Source organism: Natronorubrum sp. A-ect3, from assembly GCF_041821125.1.
Taxonomy (GTDB): Archaea; Halobacteriota; Halobacteria; order Halobacteriales; family Natrialbaceae; genus Natronorubrum; species Natronorubrum bangense.
In genome coordinates, this window is the sequence record NZ_JBGUBB010000003.1 from 137,674 (window position 1) to 156,237 (window position 18,564).

At 55.6% G+C, this 18,564-nt stretch carries 14 protein-coding genes and 2 pseudogenes; 14 read left to right on the forward strand and 2 right to left on the reverse strand.

From position 1 onward, the window contains the following. Positions 1-10: 10 nt before the first annotated feature. The 6 genes and pseudogenes from ACERJA_RS12660 (at position 11) to ACERJA_RS12685 (ending at position 7,927) form a co-directional block, all read left to right on the forward strand. Entirely contained in the window at positions 11-571 is a 561-nt protein-coding gene (locus ACERJA_RS12660) for a hypothetical protein (RefSeq protein ID WP_373608612.1), read from the forward strand. Between the two features lie 1,744 nt (positions 572-2,315). Next, entirely contained in the window at positions 2,316-3,557 is a 1,242-nt protein-coding gene (locus ACERJA_RS12665) for an RNA-guided endonuclease InsQ/TnpB family protein (RefSeq protein ID WP_373608614.1), read from the forward strand. Between the two features lie 17 nt (positions 3,558-3,574). Beyond that, positions 3,575-4,843, forward strand: a pseudogene (locus ACERJA_RS12670) (AAA family ATPase); the annotation flags it as partial. A 39-nt stretch (positions 4,844-4,882) separates the two neighbouring features. Then, positions 4,883-5,587, forward strand: coding sequence for a transcriptional regulator (locus ACERJA_RS12675; protein WP_373608616.1), 705 nt, complete (start codon positions 4,883-4,885; stop codon positions 5,585-5,587). 6 nt (positions 5,588-5,593) lie between these two features. Continuing rightward, positions 5,594-5,830 (forward strand): DUF6884 domain-containing protein, encoded by a 237-nt coding sequence (locus tag ACERJA_RS12680; RefSeq protein WP_373608617.1) that lies wholly within the window; start codon positions 5,594-5,596, stop codon positions 5,828-5,830. Between the two features lie 858 nt (positions 5,831-6,688). Next, positions 6,689-7,927 carry an orc1/cdc6 family replication initiation protein gene (locus tag ACERJA_RS12685; RefSeq protein ID WP_373608619.1) on the forward strand — a complete coding sequence of 413 codons (1,239 nt, stop codon included), beginning with the start codon at positions 6,689-6,691 and terminating at the stop codon, positions 7,925-7,927. 122 nt (positions 7,928-8,049) lie between these two features. Here the strand turns inward: ACERJA_RS12685 and ACERJA_RS12690 are convergent, their stop codons facing one another. Then, entirely contained in the window at positions 8,050-8,769 is a 720-nt protein-coding gene (locus ACERJA_RS12690; RefSeq protein ID WP_373608620.1) for a helix-turn-helix domain-containing protein, read from the reverse strand. Between the two features lie 156 nt (positions 8,770-8,925). On the opposite strand from ACERJA_RS12690, the gene ACERJA_RS12695 reads away from it, so the two are divergent. The 6 genes and pseudogenes from ACERJA_RS12695 to ACERJA_RS12720 all read left to right on the forward strand — a co-directional run bounded on the left by ACERJA_RS12695 (position 8,926) and on the right by ACERJA_RS12720 (position 13,682). Further along, on the forward strand, positions 8,926-10,329 hold the full coding sequence (locus tag ACERJA_RS12695; RefSeq protein WP_373608621.1) for a selenium-binding protein SBP56-related protein: 1,404 nt from the start codon (positions 8,926-8,928) through the stop codon (positions 10,327-10,329). Further along, positions 10,330-10,644, forward strand: a complete 315-nt coding sequence (locus ACERJA_RS12700) for a 2Fe-2S iron-sulfur cluster-binding protein (RefSeq protein ID WP_373608622.1) — start codon at positions 10,330-10,332, stop codon at positions 10,642-10,644. It abuts the gene before it with no gap. Positions 10,645-10,868: 224 nt separating this feature from the next. Next, complete coding sequence (locus ACERJA_RS12705) at positions 10,869-11,660, forward strand: DUF429 domain-containing protein (RefSeq protein ID WP_373608624.1); 792 nt, start codon at positions 10,869-10,871, stop codon at positions 11,658-11,660. A 525-nt stretch (positions 11,661-12,185) separates the two neighbouring features. After that, positions 12,186-12,569 (forward strand): annotated as a pseudogene (locus ACERJA_RS12710) (PD-(D/E)XK nuclease family protein); the annotation flags it as partial. Positions 12,570-12,868: 299 nt separating this feature from the next. Further along, the gene (locus tag ACERJA_RS12715; RefSeq protein ID WP_373608867.1) at positions 12,869-13,198 is read left to right on the forward strand and encodes an HNH endonuclease; all 330 of its coding nucleotides are present in this window, start codon (positions 12,869-12,871) and stop codon (positions 13,196-13,198) included. Between the two features lie 130 nt (positions 13,199-13,328). Beyond that, positions 13,329-13,682, forward strand: coding sequence for a hypothetical protein (locus ACERJA_RS12720; RefSeq protein WP_373608625.1), 354 nt, complete (start codon positions 13,329-13,331; stop codon positions 13,680-13,682). Positions 13,683-14,110: 428 nt separating this feature from the next. Here ACERJA_RS12720 and ACERJA_RS12725 read toward each other — a convergent pair whose 3' ends face one another. Continuing rightward, on the reverse strand, positions 14,111-14,269 hold the full coding sequence (locus ACERJA_RS12725; RefSeq protein ID WP_373608626.1) for a hypothetical protein: 159 nt from the start codon (positions 14,267-14,269) through the stop codon (positions 14,111-14,113). A 405-nt stretch (positions 14,270-14,674) separates the two neighbouring features. On the opposite strand from ACERJA_RS12725, the gene ACERJA_RS12730 reads away from it, so the two are divergent. After that, the gene (locus tag ACERJA_RS12730) at positions 14,675-15,382 is read left to right on the forward strand and encodes a DUF305 domain-containing protein (protein WP_373608627.1); all 708 of its coding nucleotides are present in this window, start codon (positions 14,675-14,677) and stop codon (positions 15,380-15,382) included. A gap of 197 nt (positions 15,383-15,579) precedes the next feature. Then, a complete protein-coding gene (locus ACERJA_RS12735) occupies positions 15,580-17,841 on the forward strand; it encodes a heavy metal translocating P-type ATPase (protein ID WP_373608628.1) in 2,262 nt (753 codons plus the stop codon). The last annotated feature ends 723 nt before the right edge of the window (positions 17,842-18,564 follow it).

Sequence of the window (18,564 nt, forward strand, 5' to 3'; positions counted from 1 at the left end):
GAGGCCACGAATGAGTACAAATCGACCACTCCAGAGCGACCCGCATCGAGATCAACCGACAAACGAGTACACGAGCGACCGCGATCGCAGCTACCCAGGAGACATTGCCCGACTAAACGGACACGAACTCGTCGCGACCGACGAGTGGCTGCCAGGCGCGGAGCCAACACCGTACGAACTCAATCTCACCGGCGGCTACGAATACCGCACACGTTACTGGCGCTGCAGGAAGTGCGGACAAGAACGCAACCGTCGCAACGAATTCTCTACCCCCTGTGAGGAACCACAGCCACCGACTGCACTCGAGGCAGGTGGCTACTCGATCGACGACCCACGAACGCGCCGTGCACTGAACGAGAAGTTGGACGTCCGCTTTGCGACAGTGGGCCCGATCTACGAGGTCGAGAGTGAGAGCGGTGCTACCTACGAGGTCGACATCGAGGCAACAACGTGTACCTGTCCTGATTTCGAGCAGCGCCAGCCAGACAACGGCTGTAAGCATCTGCGGCGTGTCGACCTCGAGATCCGCACTGGACTTGTCCCTGCGACGGATGGGACGTTCAGCCGCTGACTGTCAAAGCAAAGTCCCGACTCGAGGGGCTCGTAACTGGTGGCAGCGCATCAAGAAACATGTATCCGAACTTCGTCATCAGAGAGCCAGATGGTGATCTCGAACTCGTCGGTGACGCAAAGTGGAAAACAGGACAGCTGAGTCAACCCGACATCTATCAGATGACCTCCTATCAGCTAGCGGATGACGTTCCCGGCTTACTCGTCTATCTCACGCAGGATCGGTCGATCAAAACTGAATATCGAATCGATGGCCGACTTCTGTTGCATCTTCAAGAGTTGCCAACAAGGGTGGTGGTAGCCGCTCTGGACTCATTTGCACACCAGTTGTCGAGTGCTCTTAGACAGGAGTTCGGAACCCTGGGTGTTGCCACATCTAAGGCGTAAGTGAGGGGGGTGCGGTCAGTGACACACCACCTCTTCAAGTGAAGGTGGCGAAGAGACAGTTCGAGAGACCTTCTAACCGAGTGTTAGAAAGGCACCACTTCGAATGTGATAACAAAAGCTGTGGTGTTCATTCTCGTATTTGAATCACACCACGTGGTGGTTATTCGAAAAAAGCGGTGCAACTAGAGACACGTTGACTCTCAAGATGGGTACAAAGTATACCCCCACACCGGATTTCAGATGATTTCATCTCCAAACGAAAGGCCGGAGTCAGACCAGCGACTGTATCGAACCGGTCGAATATACCGGTGAACAGCTGGAAGCAACGCTGTATCCCCAAATTGGAGTGATTATATTTCAAATGGAGTGAAAAGATTTTGATCGTCTATTATATAGATACCTATCTAGGTAATCTAGTAGTAGAGTAGAGACTAAAAGAAGATCATAGGTGGCTAAAACCTGCAATTCAGATACTGGTCTTGTATCCACATCCCGTTTTATATGCACAACGAGAGAATCTACCTCGAGTCGATCAGACTCCGCTCAAACAAGCGACCTCGAACCACTATCGAGGTCGACGCCGGTTTTCAATTGATTTCGGTAGTATATCCCCTCTTGAGCCGTTACAGGGCGGAATTTTACTAATTCGTCCCTCGAGTACACTCCGAGTCAGTACGAGATTTCATTTGAAATGTGGTGTGGGGGTGCTTTGGATCGACCCACATAGATCAAATCAAATACACCTCGCCAAATTCATTTGAAATTGGGTATAACGGCCAAATACTATTTCACAGCCAGTGCAAGCGTTTTCATTTGAAAGGTGGTGTTCGCCACGAGTGAGTCACTAACTAGGAGGCCCCAACCTATCCATTGTACTCAGCCCTTCAATAGCACCAATATACAAGAAGGCTATTTTTCAGAGAAAGAACTAATACAAATTCATTTGAAACACGGTGTATGACCTCAACCTCGGATGGGATCCAGACCCTTGGAGAGTATGCCGCAGAACATGGCGCGGTTGCTCATTCTCAATCTGCCACACGTGATGATCCACTTGCTGTCTTAGCTGAATTGAGGCGCTAAGCCCCCTTCCTCAGCGAGCGCCGACCGAAGGGAAGGCGCGAGCAGGGAGGGGATACAGCGCCGCACAGTTTTCATACACGTTCGGCGCTCGGCCCACAGGCCACCGTCTCGCCAAAACCATTATACGTGTAACGTGTATACCGTGCATTACGGTGAAACGAAAGACAATCACGATTCGGGAGGACCAAGACGAGTGGATTGAGGACCAACACCTCAACCTCTCGTCGTTCGTCCGCGAGCAGTTGGACGAACTGATTGAGGAACGAGAGTAACGAATGTACTACGCCTACAAGTACCGTCTCAAGCCGTCCGGCGCCCACCGTGAGGAGTTGGACCGCCACCGAGACATTTGTAGGCAACTCTACAACCACACGCTCTACCGTCTCAACGAGTACCAAGACGAACACGGCGAGCTGCCGTCCATGACCACGCTTCGGTCGGAGCTACCCGATCTCAAGAAGTGGTGGGACGGCCTCTCGGACGTGTACTCGAAGGTTCTCCAAACCGTCGTCGAACGCCTGTTCGACAACCTCAAAGGCCTCTCCAACCTCAAGGAGAACGGCTACGGCGTTGGCCAACTCAAATGGAAGCCACCACGGGAGTTCCGCAGTTTCACGTACAGTCAGTCTGGCTTCAAGCTCGACAAGAAGGGCGGTCAGACTGTCCTATCACTCTCGAAACTCGGAGACATACCGATTCGGCTCCACCGCGCCATCCCCGACGACGCGACACTCAAACAGGTCACGGTCAAGAAGGAACCGACGGGCGAGTGGTTCGCCACCTTCGGCGTCAAAATGGACCGCGAACCTCCTGAGCTCCCCGAGAATCCCGAGAAGTGCGTCGGTATCGACGTGGGGATTCTCAAGTACGCCCACGACACCGACGGCACGGCGGTCGGGTCCCTCGACCTCTCGGACGAACGCGAACGCTTGGAACGCGGGCAACGAAAACTCTCGCGCAAACAACACGGGTCAAACAACTACGAGAAGCAACGGCGACAGGTTGCGGAGTGTCACGCCGACCTCCGACGGAAGCGCCGCGACTTCCTGCACAAACTCTCGAACTACTACGCTCGGGAATACGACCTCGTGGCGGTCGAGGACCTGAACGTGAAGGGGATGATGGAAAGTCCGTCGAACAGCCGCAACACGGCGTCTGCCGCGTGGCGAACGTTCCTCTCGTTGCTCGAATACAAGTGCGAGCGCGAGGGGGCGCACTTCGTCGCGGTCAACCCGAGAGGGACGACCAAGGAGTGCGCGTCGTGCGGCGTCTCGACGGAGAAGCCGTTGTGGGTCCGTGAACACTCTTGTCCTGCCTGTGGGTTCGAGGCGGACAGGGACGCGAACGCGGCGTGGAACATCCTTTCTCGCGGCCTCGAAGACGTAGGAGTGGGATACTCCGAATCAACGCCTGTGGAGACTGCGCTCCCTGTGGATACCTCGGTATCTGCAAAGCGCGTCGTGGAAGCAGGAAGCCCTACCCTCAAGGAGCGAACGGCGTCAGCCGTGAGCGAGTAGGGTAGGGTAGTTCACATGAAGAGGATCCCATTTTTGCTAACGAGGATATTCTGCGCATTGACCACATCCCCGACCAAGACAAAATTGTCGGACGAAACGACCAAATTGAGACCGTTGCCCGTCGACTCAAGCCGACGATCACTGGTGGTGGTGGGAAAGGGACACTTCTTCTTGGTAAGTCTGGATCCGGAAAAACGCTTGTAACTCGATACGTGAGTCGAGAGGTGGTACAACGGGGGGATTCGAACGGAGTCCAGATCGGCCGTGCAGTCATCGACTGTGCTCAACGCCGGTCAGAGGTTCAGACAGTGATTCATCTTGCGAAGAGTCTGAATGATCCAGAACAAACAGGAATTTCAATTCCGAGCTCCGGAATCGCTACAGGTGCCTACTACGATCGATTGTGGGCTGTCATCAACGAACTCTATGACGCGGTCATCGTCGTTCTCGATGAGATCGATCGTCTTGCGCCGGCTGATGATGACCAGAATCTTCCACCGGAGGAAGCAGATGACAGCAAACTCCTCATGCAACTCCCACGGGCCGGTGAAGAGAACGATGTAGAAGCCAGTATCACCGTTGTCGGCATCAGCAACGACCTCAAATACGGAGATCGTCTGGACACTCGTGTCGAGAGTTCCTTCTCGCCCGACGAAATCGTGTTTCCAGCATACGATGCAAACCAGCTCGGCGATATTCTGGACCGTCGACGAGATGCCTATCGCGATGGAGTCTTAACCGACGATGTTGTTCCACTCTGCTCTGCGTTTTCAGCCCAAGAACATGGTGATGCACGGAGGGCGATCGATCTGTTCCGACTCGCCGGTGAGGTTGCTCGAGACAACGATGCCGAGATGGTCCGTGAAGAGCACGTTCGTGTCGCTAACGATGATGCGGAGGTAACTCGAATACAGGATCTAATTCGTGGGTGCCCTACGCAAGCAAAGATCGCAATTGCAGCACTGGCTGCAATGGACGAATTCACCAATCAGTCATCGTTCAAGGCGACCGAGATGTATCAGGTCTACCGAACATTCGCTGAGGCGATTGACACGAATGTTCTCGGACAGAAGCGGATCACCGATCAACTTCGTGAGTACGAGACACTAAAAATCATAGACATGGTAAGAACAAGTGACGGATATCGGGAGGGTACATACCTTCAGATCTCCCTGCTTGACGACTCGAGTCTCCTACTACAAACGATTGGGCTGGATGATCGATGTGCAGACATCCCGATCAACTCCCACATGCAACAGCATATCCGCAATACACTCAACGCATAAGTCAGATCAACTGCGAGTCGTAGGGCATTCAGCTAGTGTTTGGATACAAACACCGTCGAAGCCTATCAGCTGTACACTGAACAGACAGTCAAAGGAAGAGTCACTTGTAGAAGGACTGGAAAAGTGACAGTAGTGAAAAATAACGTGACTGGCCCTCTCGTTGAGCTGGCGACTGCATTCACATCTGCAACTCCGGACGTTGACTCCGTCGCCGAACACGATCGGTGGAAATCTGGAATCGGGCCGTTTGAGGAAGAGAATCAGATTGAGGTGATTCTCGACGCACTCGAGGGCCATCCCCTGCGGAGAACGATAGAAACAGAAGTCCCATATTTGAACGGAAAGCAGCGATGTGACCTGGTTCTCGACTATGATGAGAAAGTACTCCCAGTAGAGGCTAAGCTACTCCGGTTCCGCTATGATAACGGGAACATCGATCCGAATAGCTTCGCACGCATATTCACGCCCTTCCCTGAGCGAAGTTCTTCGTCACTTCTCACCGACACGAAGAAACTCTACGAGTCGGAGTTCGAATCGAGCGGCGGAGTGCTTGGCCTCTACTATGAAAAAATCGACGAAGAGTACGAACAGATGACAGCTGAAGCGGTCGCAGAAAAGTTTTGCATGGACGTCGGTCACTGGTACGATTTCCAGGTCGAGACGAGCAATATCGCTTACTTCGATGGGTTGCAACACCCTGCCCACCAGCAAGGAGCCGTCGTCACGTGGGAGATAGTCGACTGACCTGCAATGACTGGAATTGGATTGATCAGTTGTACGAAGACGAAACTCGAGCGACCAGCTTCACTTAGTGGACTATACAGCCCGTCAACACTCTTCAGCAAAGCACGTCGATACTGTGAGCGCCATCACGACAGCTGGTATATCCTCTCCGCCAAATACAATCTGCTCGAGCCCGACAGCCAACCAATCAAACCGTGCGACGATACCTTAACTAGCGCTCGAGTCGCCCGAAAGCGGGCATAGGCCGAAGCTGTGTACGAGGAACTGAAAACAGCGGACCTACTCAAGCCAAACGTCAGTGAGGTCGAATCCCGGTCCTGAATTTGCGCTCCGGGCGCGGTTGGCCCACAGTTTCCCCTTTGAGATTCGGCGGTGCCACTCAGCACCGTCCTGGCGGTCGGTTACGATCGATTTGACTTCATTGTACAACGCTCGGTCTTCCCGGAAGACTTCGAGTCGTTCCTCTAGACGGATCTGTGCCGCATTCGCGACTGCAAAGGAACTGTACCCCATCGTCTCCGAATCCGGCAGCGAGCACCCCAGTATTTCCACTAACGCGCTTACATGAAAGAGGATGTACGCTACCCACTCACCCCCCACTATTTCCAGTAAAACTAATGACGAAGGTCTCTCGAAGTGTGGCAGATTTTTGTTTCACTAGATTCAACACCAACACTAACCGTGCTATAGCTCTCCTACGGACTAGCTCAAACGGCACTATTATAAACTTTTCTCTAATTTAGAGTTTTTCATTTCGCGAGTGGTTCTCTTGCGTGGTGTTTTACTGGAAATAGTGGGGTGGGGGTGTTCCGTCATTCTTGCCCAAATCCCCACGCTCTCTTCCGATTCTAGTTTACTGGAAACAGTGGTGTCCGTATCCTATAAAAAAGATCGTTTACTGGAAATAGTGGTGTGAAGCTCTTCACAGAGTATCGAATTCGTCAGGATAGTCCTCCGTATAACAGGTATTCACTCTATAGACTGGAAACAGTAGGGTCAATATCGAATAGCGGAAGCAATGCCCTAGAGTAGTTATACTGGAAATACTGGAAATGGCGGTGGAAACAATTATAATTCTAGCCTGAGTCAGTCGATCATAATATGACTCCTCGATTCCAGCCAGACGACACCCTATACAGACGTCGAAATACGCTCAAAGTTGAGTACGTCCCGGACGATATCGTCGGACGGGATAACGAGATTGAGGAATATGAAGCGGCGCTGCAGCCGATCATCAACGGTGAATACCCCGACAACATCTTCATTTACGGCAAGACTGGCGTTGGGAAGACCGCTGTGACGAATTTCTTGCTAAACGAACTCCAAGAATCGGCAGACCATTTCGACGTCGACCTCTCTGTAATCTCGCTTAACTGCGATGGTCTCAGTACAAGCTATCAGGCCGCGATCAGTCTAGTGAACAATCTCCGGGAACCCGAACACCATATCGCTGAAACCGGTCACCCGCAATCCAAGGTCTATCGGCTTCTCTGGGATGAACTCAATAAGCTCTCTGGGACCGTGATCACCGTTCTTGATGAGATCGACCACATCACGGACGACACATTCCTTTATCAGATCACTCGTGCCGATAACAACGGATACATCGACAACATTCAGTTAGGCCTCATCGGGATCAGTAACGACTCGACGTTCCGAGAGCAACTTGACGCGAAGGTTCAGTCGTCTTTGTGTGAAACCGAGATTTCGTTCCCACCCTATGGCACGAAAGAGCTCCAGAAAGTTCTCGAGCAACGGGCAGATATCGCGTTCCACCAGGGCGCCCTCGAGGAAGGAGTGATTCCGTTGTGTGCTGCTCTTGGTCGTCAGGATGGTGGGGACGCTCGACGGGCCATAACGCTCCTTCGGAAGGCTGGCGATCTCGCTCGCACCGAGAACGCAGATTCGGTTACGACTGACCACGTCGAACGTGCTCAGGAGAAACTCGAAGCACAGCAAAGCATGGACATCATGCGCGACCTCACTGAACACGAGCAACTCACACTCTATGCACTGACCACGCTCGCTGCGGAAGATGCGACACCAGCTCGCTCGCGGGTTGTCTATCAGCGCTACAAAGAGTTCTGTGAGTTCCAGGGCCGTGATCCCCGAACCGCTCGTCGAATGCGTAGCTTCTTGTCTGACTTCGAGATTCTCAATCTAACGTTTTCGGATATGAAGCATCGTGGCCAGGATGGTGGAACGTACCGTGAACATGAGCTCAACCGCGACATCGCGACTGTCATCGACGCGCTACAAACGATTATTAGCGAATTCGGTGCCCATCGGAGTATCATTGAGTACCTTCCTGACTCCGGTGAAGACTTTGCCGCGATGTAGCGCAGGGCATCATACCCGACCACGAGGGCGAGGGCGCAAACGAACGGGAGATCGACCTCTTTTTTCTCGGGGACGAACTCCAGGATTACGAGCGGATCGACGAGCCCTGGCTAAACGAGTAGCTAGTCGGTCTCGCCGAGATACCCCGACACGAGCCGTTCTTCCGCCCGACGCAATCGATAGGAGAGCGTCGACCGTGGCACGTCGAGCTCTCCAGCCAGGTCGTCCAACGTGATCTCTCGCGGCGTCCGGTAGTAGCCGTGATCGAGGGCCGCGCGCATCGCTGTCCGCTGGTCCGGGGGGAGGACTACCGACCCTAAGGAGTTGTGTCCCCACCCCTCGGCGTTGCGGAGGTGACCCATACGAAAAGCAAGTCCCGCCCGCAGATTCGCGTCGAGAGCGTCGTACAACAGGCCCACATTCTCGTCGGACTTCATGAAGATGCGCCAGCTGTGACGGTTCTCCCGACGCGAGGTGCAGTAGAGTGATCCGTGGGGGAGATACCGACCGGCGAGCGTCTGAACGGATTCGCCGTCCTCGGCGTCCTCGACGTGGGTGTAGATCACCCGCTCGTCGTCCGAGCGTTCCAGCACGTCGTGGTACCGCACGGCCGAACAGTCCGCTTCGGTCACTGACGCCGTTTGTACCGTCTCGTCAAGACGGAGTCGTTCGACTGCATCGAGCGCCGCCGTCGGACCGATCAGCCGCTCGATGCGCCAGAAGCGGTCCTCGGTTACACAGCCGTGTAACGCCTTGGCGACGAGTGTCGGATGCTCGATGAACACGTCCATCACCGGATCGGAACCCGTCTCATACACGATATCGAACGTGAACTCACGCATCAGGCACCCTCCTGGTCGTCGTGGGACACCACGAACACACCCGGGGAGTACATCGGCCAGCGCATAAGGTTTCCCTAAGGTCGAGCAACCGATACGAGTTGTCGCTCGACAACTTAATTATTATTCATGGTCGTCATGTGGGTGTCACTGTCTCGCATGAGCACTGACGAACCCAGCAGCACGGCCGAGAAGCACGGACACGAACACCACGAGGTAGAGGGACCGGGCTATCCGACGCCCGCGGCGATGCGGACCGAGTCGGAGCGCGAGAAGACGGCATTCGTCGTCGCGCTCCGTGTTGGGATGGACGTTGATGGCTCCGACTTCATCGGTGTCGTCGACCTCGACCCCGAATCGGACACGTACAGCGAACTGGTCGACACCGTCGAGATGCCGAACAAGGGCGACGAACTCCATCACTTCGGCTGGAACTCCTGTTCGTCATCGTGTCACGCCGAGGGACTGATGCGCGATCACCTCATCGTCCCCGGACAGCGGTCCTCTCGCATACACATCCTCGACGCCGAGGACCCGCGTAATATGGAGATCGAGAAGGTCATCGAACCCGAGGAGATCTTCGAATACGATCTGTCTGCGCCGCACACGGTTCACTGTGTCCCCGGTGGGAAGGTCGTCATCAGTATGCTCGGGGACGCAAACGGCGAACTTCCCGGTGGCTTCCTCCAGTTGGACCAGAGCGACTTCTCCATCGACGGCCAATGGGAAGCCGACCGCGGCGACATGGAGATGAACTACGACTACTGGTACCAGCCCCGTCACAACGTGATGATCTCGACAGAGTGGGCCGCGCCGAAGACTTACTATCCCGGCTTCGATCTCGACGACGTCGAGGAGGGTAAGTACGGCGACAGTATCCACATCTGGGACTGGGAGAACAAGGAACACCAGCAGGCCCTGAACTTCGGCGAGGAGGGGCAGATTCCGCTGGAGATTCGCATGCCGCACGATCCCGAGGAGACCCAGGGCTACGTCGGTGCAGGGCTCTCCTCGAACATCCTCCGCTTCTGGGAGGAGAGCGACGGCGTGTGGGAATGGGAGAAGGTAATCGACATCGAGTCCCGCGAGCATCCCGACTGGGACATGCCCGTCCCCGGTCTCGTGACAGACATCGTCCTCTCGCTGGACGACCAGTACCTGTTCTTCTCGAACTGGCTGCACGGCGACATGCGGATGTACGATGTGAGCGACTTCGGCAACCCTCGGCTGGTCGATCAGATCTGGGCCGGTGGTAACTTCGCCGACCGACAGGAGATTCAGGGCACTGAAATCCGTGGCGCGCCCCAGATGCTCCAGCTCTCCCGCGACGGCAAGCGCATCTACTGGACGACGTCCCTGTTCTCCTCGTGGGACAACCAGTTCTACCCCGAAATCGGTGAGAAGGGGTCGCTGATGATGAAGGCGGACGTCTATCCCGACGAGGGACGGATGGAACTCGACGAGGACTTCCTCGTCGACTTCGGCGACGCCCCGGGTGGCCCGGCCCGCGCCCACGAGATTCGCTGGCCCGGCGGCGACTGCACCAGCGACATCTGGCAATAGATGCATCGAGTCACCCTCGAGTGGCGCGACGGCCAGGAGGCGACCGTTGAGGTGGCCGAGGGGGAGACGGTCATCGACGCCACCGAGCGCGAAGGCCTCGGCGTCCCCTACGGCTGTCTGTACGGCGCCTGCGCCACCTGCACCGGGCGTCTCCTGGATGGCGACCTCGTCCACGTCGAGCGAGCGAACGGGCTGAAACCCCGGCACCGACGGGCGGGCTACGTGCTCCTCTGCATAGCTAAACCCCGCTCCGACTGCCGAATCGAGGTCGGCGCCGAGGTGCAGGCCGACCTCGTCCCAAACCCGTGGAAATGAACTGAAATGATCGAAGAGGATTTAGTGTAAGCGAAGTAGAATATCTCCTCTTTCTTCTTGTGTCTTTCCGTGAGGTCGACAGAGCTTTACTGGAGATCATGGGTGACCTTACGCCCCGCTGTCATACGAAAGGGGGTCAGTAGAAGACCCAAATCAACTCACGGTAATAATATGGAGCGATGGACCATAGATAGAAGTTAGCTAGTGAGAATGACGTATCAAAGATGAAGTCACAGTATGTTGGTGTTGATTGGTCGTCCGGTGTGTGGGTCGCAATTGTGTATTCTGAGGGGAAGAATACACCTTCAGTTGCCGTGTTCGAGGAGATCCGTGAGATTTGGGAACAGCATGGCGAATCGGCGCAGCGTATTGTCGTTGATGTCCCGATCGGACTCTGTGAATCTCTCGAATCGGATTCGTGTCCATGTGTCGAAGAGGACGGGGAAATCTCTCGACGGTGTGATGATCTTGCCAGAACCGTGATCGGATCTCGATCATCCTCAGTGTTCACAGCACCAGCACGTGAAGCCGCGAGGTTAGCGTCGGAAGGGGCGGAGTATACTGAGGTGAGTGCGAAGAACAACTCCCTCACTGGAAAAGGGTTGACACAACAAGCAGCCAGCATCTCAGAGGGGATTGTCGACGTCGCGGACCTACTCCAGAGTGACGGTGATTCGGATATACTCATTGAGGGCCACCCCGAGGTCTGCTTTCGTGCTTTTAACGGGAACCCCCTTGAGCACAGCAAACATACTGCTGCCGGCATTGAGGAACGATTGTCCACACTGGAGTCCGTTCCTGAATACGAGACCGGTGACTGGCGAACGATCGCTCGAGAACTTCGAAGTTTGGAGTACAGGGTCGGTCTCGACGACGTGTTAGATGCGTTCGCTCTCGCTCTCACTGCATGCGCCTCGCATGAGGAGTTCCGGCGGTTACCATCGGATCCACCGACCGATGCGACCGGGCTTCCGATGCAGATGGTCTATAGAAACGAGACGCCACTCGAGAAATGAGAGGAAGCCACACAGTGGCTAATAGTTCAATAGCAGCAAGAGAAGTCACAATCCAACTCGTTTCCACCGTCGATAATAGTAGAGTGGAAATGCAACAAACGGGAGTATGACACCCCCGAAGAGATAGAGCCACGCCGTCGGTTCCCACTCTGACTGAGACTGGATACGGCGCATATCGAGATACCATGCGATTGGTATCGTGACAAGGAGGAGGAACCATACTACTGCGAGTAGATTCACGATCGGATCGAGGAGCGAAACACCAGCGAGAATTCCGATAGTAGAAATAAGATGATAACACCGACGATGGCGTAGGCCACGTACTGATTCCATTCTAAGGCCCGAACGCGCCGGAACGCACCTCTTATCCGCCCTCCTTTCTGCGTTTTCGTAATCGCTTTCGAAGTCTGCGTCCCCCGCCATCGGTGACGGATGGGTCCAACCCCCTCCCCGAACACCGGACACGTATTTCGAGACGAGATCCCTTGCGTCGTACTCGTTAATAAGCTGTACAAGCCGATCGCCATCGACGAGCACGAACTCGTTGGCTTCATTGATGCCGTGTATCGAACGCCGGACGAGGAATTATTCGTTATCGACTACAAAGCAACCGAGCGACACCGCGACCTCGAGGACGACAAGCAACTCCCGATCTACCTGCTGGCGTGTCGTGATCTGTACGACAAGCCAGTAACGCACGCAAGGTACGCGTATGTCGGCAATATTGGGCCGAAGGTCGAAACACGCTCGTTCACCAAGTCAGAACTCACAGCCGTCAAAGAGGATGTTACGGCTGAGATGAATCAAATTGCCGAGTTCTCGTTTGCCGAGTATGCTACTGGCGACCACTGCCAGTGGTGCCAGCATCACTATCTTCCATGCGCGCCGGATTCGCTGTCCGACGGGTGATCGACAGACGGCTGGATTACCGCGGAACTCGCTACTCGTTATCCGTCGTACGCCTGTATTCGGAATTGATCAGTAACGCTGAGAAAATCATCAAGAGCGAGTGTGGCGCAGTTCGAGGTATGGGGGGACACGAGTGTCCGACGTGCGGGAGAGATGATTTCGACCGTGAGGTCGATATGAAAGCTCATCACACGATTGCCCACGGAGAAAGCCTCGTTGGCTCTGACGCTTCGGCGTTTGCTGGCGACGCACCGGCGTGTCCATCGTGTGGCCGCGATGATTTTGCAAACACTGTCGCGATGCGAGCACACCATACCATCGTCCACGGAGAGAAACTCGGTGACTCACAACAGCGTACGAATTCGACTCGACAAACAGTTCTCGACCGCGACGAGTATACGTGCCAGCGGTGTGGAGCTGCCGTCTCATCAACGGACGAAACAGGACCGAATTACAACGTTCACCACATTATCCCACGGGCAGCCGGCGGTCCCGACCATCCGGACAATCTCATCACACTCTGTACAGATTGTCACACCCAAGTACATCGAGAGCTGGAATCGATTGTCGACGAACGGCCAGAAATCCTCGAAAGTCTGCGGTCGTTTCTCCACAATATGTCGGAATAGAGTGGCTGGTACCCGGAGCAGCGCAGTGCCGATTGAATGCTGCCGTCTCGAGAGGTAACGCCGTCATCGAGATCACCCAGAGGTGTGTTCGTATCCCAAATTTTTAACCACTATTCCGAGACTATGCACCATGACTTCTGGGCTGGATCCAACGGAAGAATACGACGGATCGATCCGAGTTCGGCTTTTAAATGACAAATCTGGAACGGAGGAACTCAGTTGTAACTCATACGAGGGTGCGATTGACGTCGTCAAAGAAAATCAATACTCGGTGACGGTAGCGAAAATCGTGGACCGAGATGGTGACGTCGTGTTCACGTCTGCCGATATGAATATTGACGATTGGGAAAGCGTTTGGCGGCAGGAAAAACGCCGACAGTCCGTTCACGTAGAGGAATACGACTGTCCGTACGACAGTGTCTCGTGCTTCGCTGACGATCTCTGTGTCCAGTGCAAGATCGATAAGGTCCAAAATCAGTACTGAACAGTACTGCCTACCTTAGTCGAACAGTTGTCATCTGGCTCTTTCTGACCAATATATTGATTATCGATAAGTTTGAGTGAATCTGTAACGAGTATCTGTTACAGATATCTGTAATACAGCTTCGGACGACCCCTTGCGAGGTCGAAGCCGTGGCGACGACCGAGTTGACCGATCTTGTTGCCATGGTCGCGTACGGACTAGTTCTCGATTTTCCCGATGTTGTTCTCACCGGGTCGTGGTGGATGCAGTACATCGGTGATGAGGCTCTAATCCTGGGCTTCCAAGAGTATTCCCCGTGCAGCAGCCTCAAGCGTGACTTTCGTCTGTTCACTGAACTGGCTCCAGTCATACGAGATGCTCTGCTGCCGTTGACATCCTCCACACGACTGACGTCGTGGGATTCCCGACCGCCGTTGGGATATTGTGGTTTACGACGTGACCTGTTCTTGAGGTGCGAACGCACCAGTTTCTTTGCCAAACAAGAACGTCGATGTTCTGTAACCGGTGGCCGCCTCGCGGCTAATCTCGAGTGCCTCGTCTCGATCAGCCGGCGTGTATCGAGCCTGTGTGAAGCGGCCGACTCTCATGGAGTCGTATTGGCTTCGGGTGTTCATCGACAGCGGAAGTCGACGCGAGCCGGAAGGCAAGCGCGAGAGGAATTAAACACCGTTGGTCCTGTCCAAGGGTAGACACGGACGCCACGGGTCACCCGACCCGTGGTACTTCACGTAGTCACAGAGCACTGTGTCTTCCGGTACGTTCGTTTCCTTGCACGCAGAAGTCTCGGGGTACAAAGACCAATCCGCTCGACAGTCGAACTGGGTCCGCTGTTCGCGTTTTGTCCGAATTCAGGTACTGTGGACTCGAATTTCGGTAGTTTCACCTACCGAAAATAGCCAAGCACGGCAAAAGGTTGCGTATTCCAGTCCGCATTTTATCAGATAGATGGGTGAGATCATAGTACTATGGCGGCTAATCCAACACGACGTCAGATGCTCTGTGCGACTGGAGCGGCGAGCACGGCCGGATTCGCGGGCTACGTGGCCACAGGGAGACAGGATGACGGGGATGAGGACGAAGACACCGAATTCAACGCCGTGGACATCATGTTCGTCCGGATGATGATTCCACATCACGAGGGGGCGATCCAGATGGCCGAACTCATCCCGGCGCGAACCGATCGAGAAGAATTACTCGATCTCCGAACCGAGATAATTGAGGAGCAAGAAGCCGAGATCGATCTCATGTGTGAATTGCTCGATGATGCCGGCGTCGCCGGTTGTGATGAGGTGGGGAGCATGATGCCCCACGAGATGGGAGAGATGATGCGCGGCAACGGGATGGGTGACGGGATGCACGATAACGATGACGAGATGCACGACGATGACATGGGTGACGGGATGCACGATGATGAGATGGGCAACGGAATGCACCCCGACGAGATGGAGGAGATGATGCCGCGAGAGCACATGATGACCCACGACGATAGGCGGGAACTCCGTCGCGCCGAAAACGAGGAGTTCGACTGCCTGTTCGCCGAACACATGATCCGTCACCACGAAGGTGCCGTCGCAATGTCCGAACACATCTTGGACGAAGGTGAATCCGAGCGCATTGCCGACCTTGCGGATGATATTATCGACGCCCAGCAGGAAGAGATTGAACTGATGGAGGGGTGGCGAGACGACTGGGATTGTTGATTTGTAACCTCCAACTTGGTCTCGTTCGGAGGTATTTCTGACCATTCAAGAGGATAACACACCCGATAATTAGGATCCTGTGTGACGAACAACAAGAACAGCGGCCATCACCGAATCCCGCCGTTCGTTCCTCACGGGCGTCTCTTCGGTGAAAGACTCGACGAATCTGGGGAACGGCTGCAACGGAGGCATTACCCATGTCACAATACGATCCCGAGGATACACCTAATTCGCATCACGTCCACGAAGAGCAAACACGGGACGAAAAGCCCACCGACCGTGATTGTCCCTGCTGCCGAATCTGTGGATTGACCACTGAACGGACCGAAAGTCCCGAAGAGCCGCCGGATCGGCACGAACACCAAGAGGGAGAGCACACAGAACACGCTCACGAGCCGTCCGATCACGCACACGAAGATCACGCTGACCACGAGGCGCACGTCGATCACGCCGGTCATGAAGAGATGTTCAAGCAGCGCTTTTTCGTCTGCCTCGTGCTCTCTCTTCCGGTACTATACTACAGCCCGATGCTCCAGGACTGGTTCGGCTACGTGGCCGTGACGTTCCCCGGCAGCGAGTTCGTCGGACCAGTTCTCGGTACGATCGTCTTCCTCTACGGTGGAATTCCGTTCCTCCGGATGGGCGCAGTCGAGGCGCGGAACCGCGAACCAGGGATGATGCTGTTGATCTCGCTGGCGATCACCGTCGCGTTCGTCTACAGCGTCGCTGCGGTCGCTTTCGGGATCGGCGAACCGTTCTTCTGGGAACTTGTTACGTTGGTCGTCATCTTCTTACTCGGCCACTGGATCGAGATGCGCAGCGTCCGGCGCGCCTCGGGCGCGCTCGACGAGTTAGCCGAACTGATGCCGGACACAGCCGAACGGATCACCGAGAACGGTGAGACCGAAGAAGTCCGCGTTGACGAACTCACTGAAGACGACCTCGTGCTCGTGCGACCGGGTGCGAACGTTCCCGCCGATGGCGTCGTCAAGGAGGGCGAGTCGAACGTCACCGAGGCGATGATTACCGGCGAGTCCCGACCAGTCAAGAAGGAACCTGGCGACGAAGTGATCGGCGGGACGACTAACCGCGACGGCAGCCTCCGGGTGCGCGTGACCGCGACGGGCGAGGAGACGACGCTTTCGGGCATCATGCGACTGGTCGAGGAGGCCCAGCAGAGTAAATCACGGACGCAGGTGCTTGCCGATCGAGCGGCGGGCTGGCTGTTCTACGCTGCGATTGCGGTGGCGGCTGTCACTGCCGTCGGGTGGACCGTCGCTGTCGGGTTCGGATTGACAGTTGTGGAACGGGTCGTCACCGTACTCGTGATCGCCTGTCCACACGCACTGGGACTTGCCGTTCCACTGGTCGTCGCCATCAACACGACGATGGCAGCGCGCAACGGGATGCTTATCCGTGATCGGATCGCCATGGAGGAAGCGCGAAACCTCGATACGATCGTCTTCGACAAGACGGGGACCCTCACGAAAGGGGAACAGGGGGTCGTCGATGTGGCCACGACTGACGACTGGGATGAAGACGAGTTACTGGCAGTGATGGCTGCTGCCGAAGGCGACTCCGAACACATGATTGCGGAGGCGATCCGTGAGGAGGCCGATGAACGAGGGCTTTCCGTACCAGGTGTGCAAGAGTTCGAGGCGCTCGAAGGCCGCGGGGTCCGCGCGACCGTTGAAGTCGAAGCGGCGGCGACTCCCGGCGTAGACGGGGATAGCGTGCGAGACGGCGAGACGGTCCACGTCGGTGGACCCAACCTGCTACGCTACCTTGATGTTGAACCGGACGCCGACCTCAAAGCGTTCGCAGACGAGGCTGGGGAACGCGGCCAGGGAGTCGTCTACCTGCTTCGAAACGGCGAGGCCGTGGGCGCAGTCACGCTCGCGGACGTGATCCGCGACGAGAGTTTCGAGGCGATCGATGCGCTCCACGAGATGGACGTTGAGGTTGCGATGCTCACCGGCGATACGGAAGACGTCGCCCGCGCCGTCTCCGAGGAACTCGACATCGACACGTACTTCGCCGAAGTCCTTCCAGAAGACAAGGACAAGAAAATCGTCGAACTCCAAGACCAGGGTAAACTGGTAGCGATGGTTGGCGACGGGGTGAACGACGCGCCCGCACTGACGCGTTCCGACGTCGGAATCGCCATCGGCTCGGGTACCGACGTCGCCGTGGAATCCGCTGATGTCGTCCTCGTGGAGAACGATCCGCGAGACGTCACACACCTCGTGCAGTTGAGCCGGAAGAGCTACCGGAAGATGCAGGAGAACCTCGTGTGGGCGGCCGGCTACAACGTGTTCGCGCTGCCGCTCGCAGCTGGCGTGTTGGCCCCGATCGGCGTTCTACTTTCGCCAGCGCTCGGGGCCGTTCTGATGTCGGCGAGTACGGTCATCGTCGCCATCAACGCCCAACTCCTGCGACGGGCTGATCTCACAGTATGAGTTGGCCACCGATCAGTAGCTTACTTTCCAAGAAGACTGTTTAGCGTTGGATTTAGGGCGCTAAGCCGTATTGACGCTAATATCTGTGCCAATCTTCAACCTCGTCTCGCCGGCGAAACGCTGACGTTCGAAGTCAAAATCATCGACGTCAACTGAGCTCGAGCGAGGCATTTTCAGCAGAATGACATGAACATCATCCCCGCAACTTACCGGCCTGGCCCACCAATCGGAAGTGTGCCTTGATTATGGACAAGGGAGATACTCTCCAGTCACCGGCAGATTCCCCCAACAGGGATCACTCAATCCAATGCACTGCTTGTGAGTCTGCTTTACAGTCACCGGGAAGAGAAAGCATCTCATTTCTGCTCCTTGATCAATTTACGATTCCACTCGTCGGGTGTGACAACCACCTCGAAGAGTTCTGTTCTCTCTGTGGCCTCGCTACCGAAGGTCGTGCCGAACTTCTCAACCACCGCCCGGCCGGCGGAATTCACTGTCCGAGTTGTCGCCACGCACCGCACAAGCCACAACAGCCGATCATCCAAGTTGGGGGCGGTGGGCTGGCTATACTCGCATGCCCAACCCATCAGTCAGACATACTTGCCCGGTTCCGCACAGGCCTGCAGGTACGACACTATCTCAATTCCACACTTGGCGCGTTCTCCACTAACCCGTGACGGGGACCGAGCCGGCCGAGTGATTGGAACTTCTGTCTGCTGACTT

Excerpts from the sequence above, each read along its gene's own strand:
- ACERJA_RS12660 (WP_373608612.1), top strand. The coding sequence starts at position 11 with ATGAGTACAAATCGACCACTCCAGAGCGACCCGCATCGAGATCAACCG.
- ACERJA_RS12665 (WP_373608614.1), top strand. The coding sequence starts at position 2,316 with ATGTACTACGCCTACAAGTACCGTCTCAAGCCGTCCGGCGCCCACCGT.
- ACERJA_RS12680 (WP_373608617.1), top strand. The coding sequence starts at position 5,594 with ATGACTGGAATTGGATTGATCAGTTGTACGAAGACGAAACTCGAGCGA.
- ACERJA_RS12685 (WP_373608619.1), top strand. The coding sequence starts at position 6,689 with ATGACTCCTCGATTCCAGCCAGACGACACCCTATACAGACGTCGAAAT.
- ACERJA_RS12690 (WP_373608620.1), bottom strand. The coding sequence starts at position 8,769 with ATGCGTGAGTTCACGTTCGATATCGTGTATGAGACGGGTTCCGATCCG.
- ACERJA_RS12695 (WP_373608621.1), top strand. The coding sequence starts at position 8,926 with ATGAGCACTGACGAACCCAGCAGCACGGCCGAGAAGCACGGACACGAA.
- ACERJA_RS12700 (WP_373608622.1), top strand. The coding sequence starts at position 10,330 with ATGCATCGAGTCACCCTCGAGTGGCGCGACGGCCAGGAGGCGACCGTT.
- ACERJA_RS12705 (WP_373608624.1), top strand. The coding sequence starts at position 10,869 with ATGAAGTCACAGTATGTTGGTGTTGATTGGTCGTCCGGTGTGTGGGTC.
- ACERJA_RS12715 (WP_373608867.1), top strand. The coding sequence starts at position 12,869 with ATGCGAGCACACCATACCATCGTCCACGGAGAGAAACTCGGTGACTCA.
- ACERJA_RS12720 (WP_373608625.1), top strand. The coding sequence starts at position 13,329 with ATGACTTCTGGGCTGGATCCAACGGAAGAATACGACGGATCGATCCGA.
- ACERJA_RS12725 (WP_373608626.1), bottom strand. The coding sequence starts at position 14,269 with ATGAGAGTCGGCCGCTTCACACAGGCTCGATACACGCCGGCTGATCGA.
- ACERJA_RS12730 (WP_373608627.1), top strand. The coding sequence starts at position 14,675 with ATGCTCTGTGCGACTGGAGCGGCGAGCACGGCCGGATTCGCGGGCTAC.
- ACERJA_RS12735 (WP_373608628.1), top strand. The coding sequence starts at position 15,580 with ATGTCACAATACGATCCCGAGGATACACCTAATTCGCATCACGTCCAC.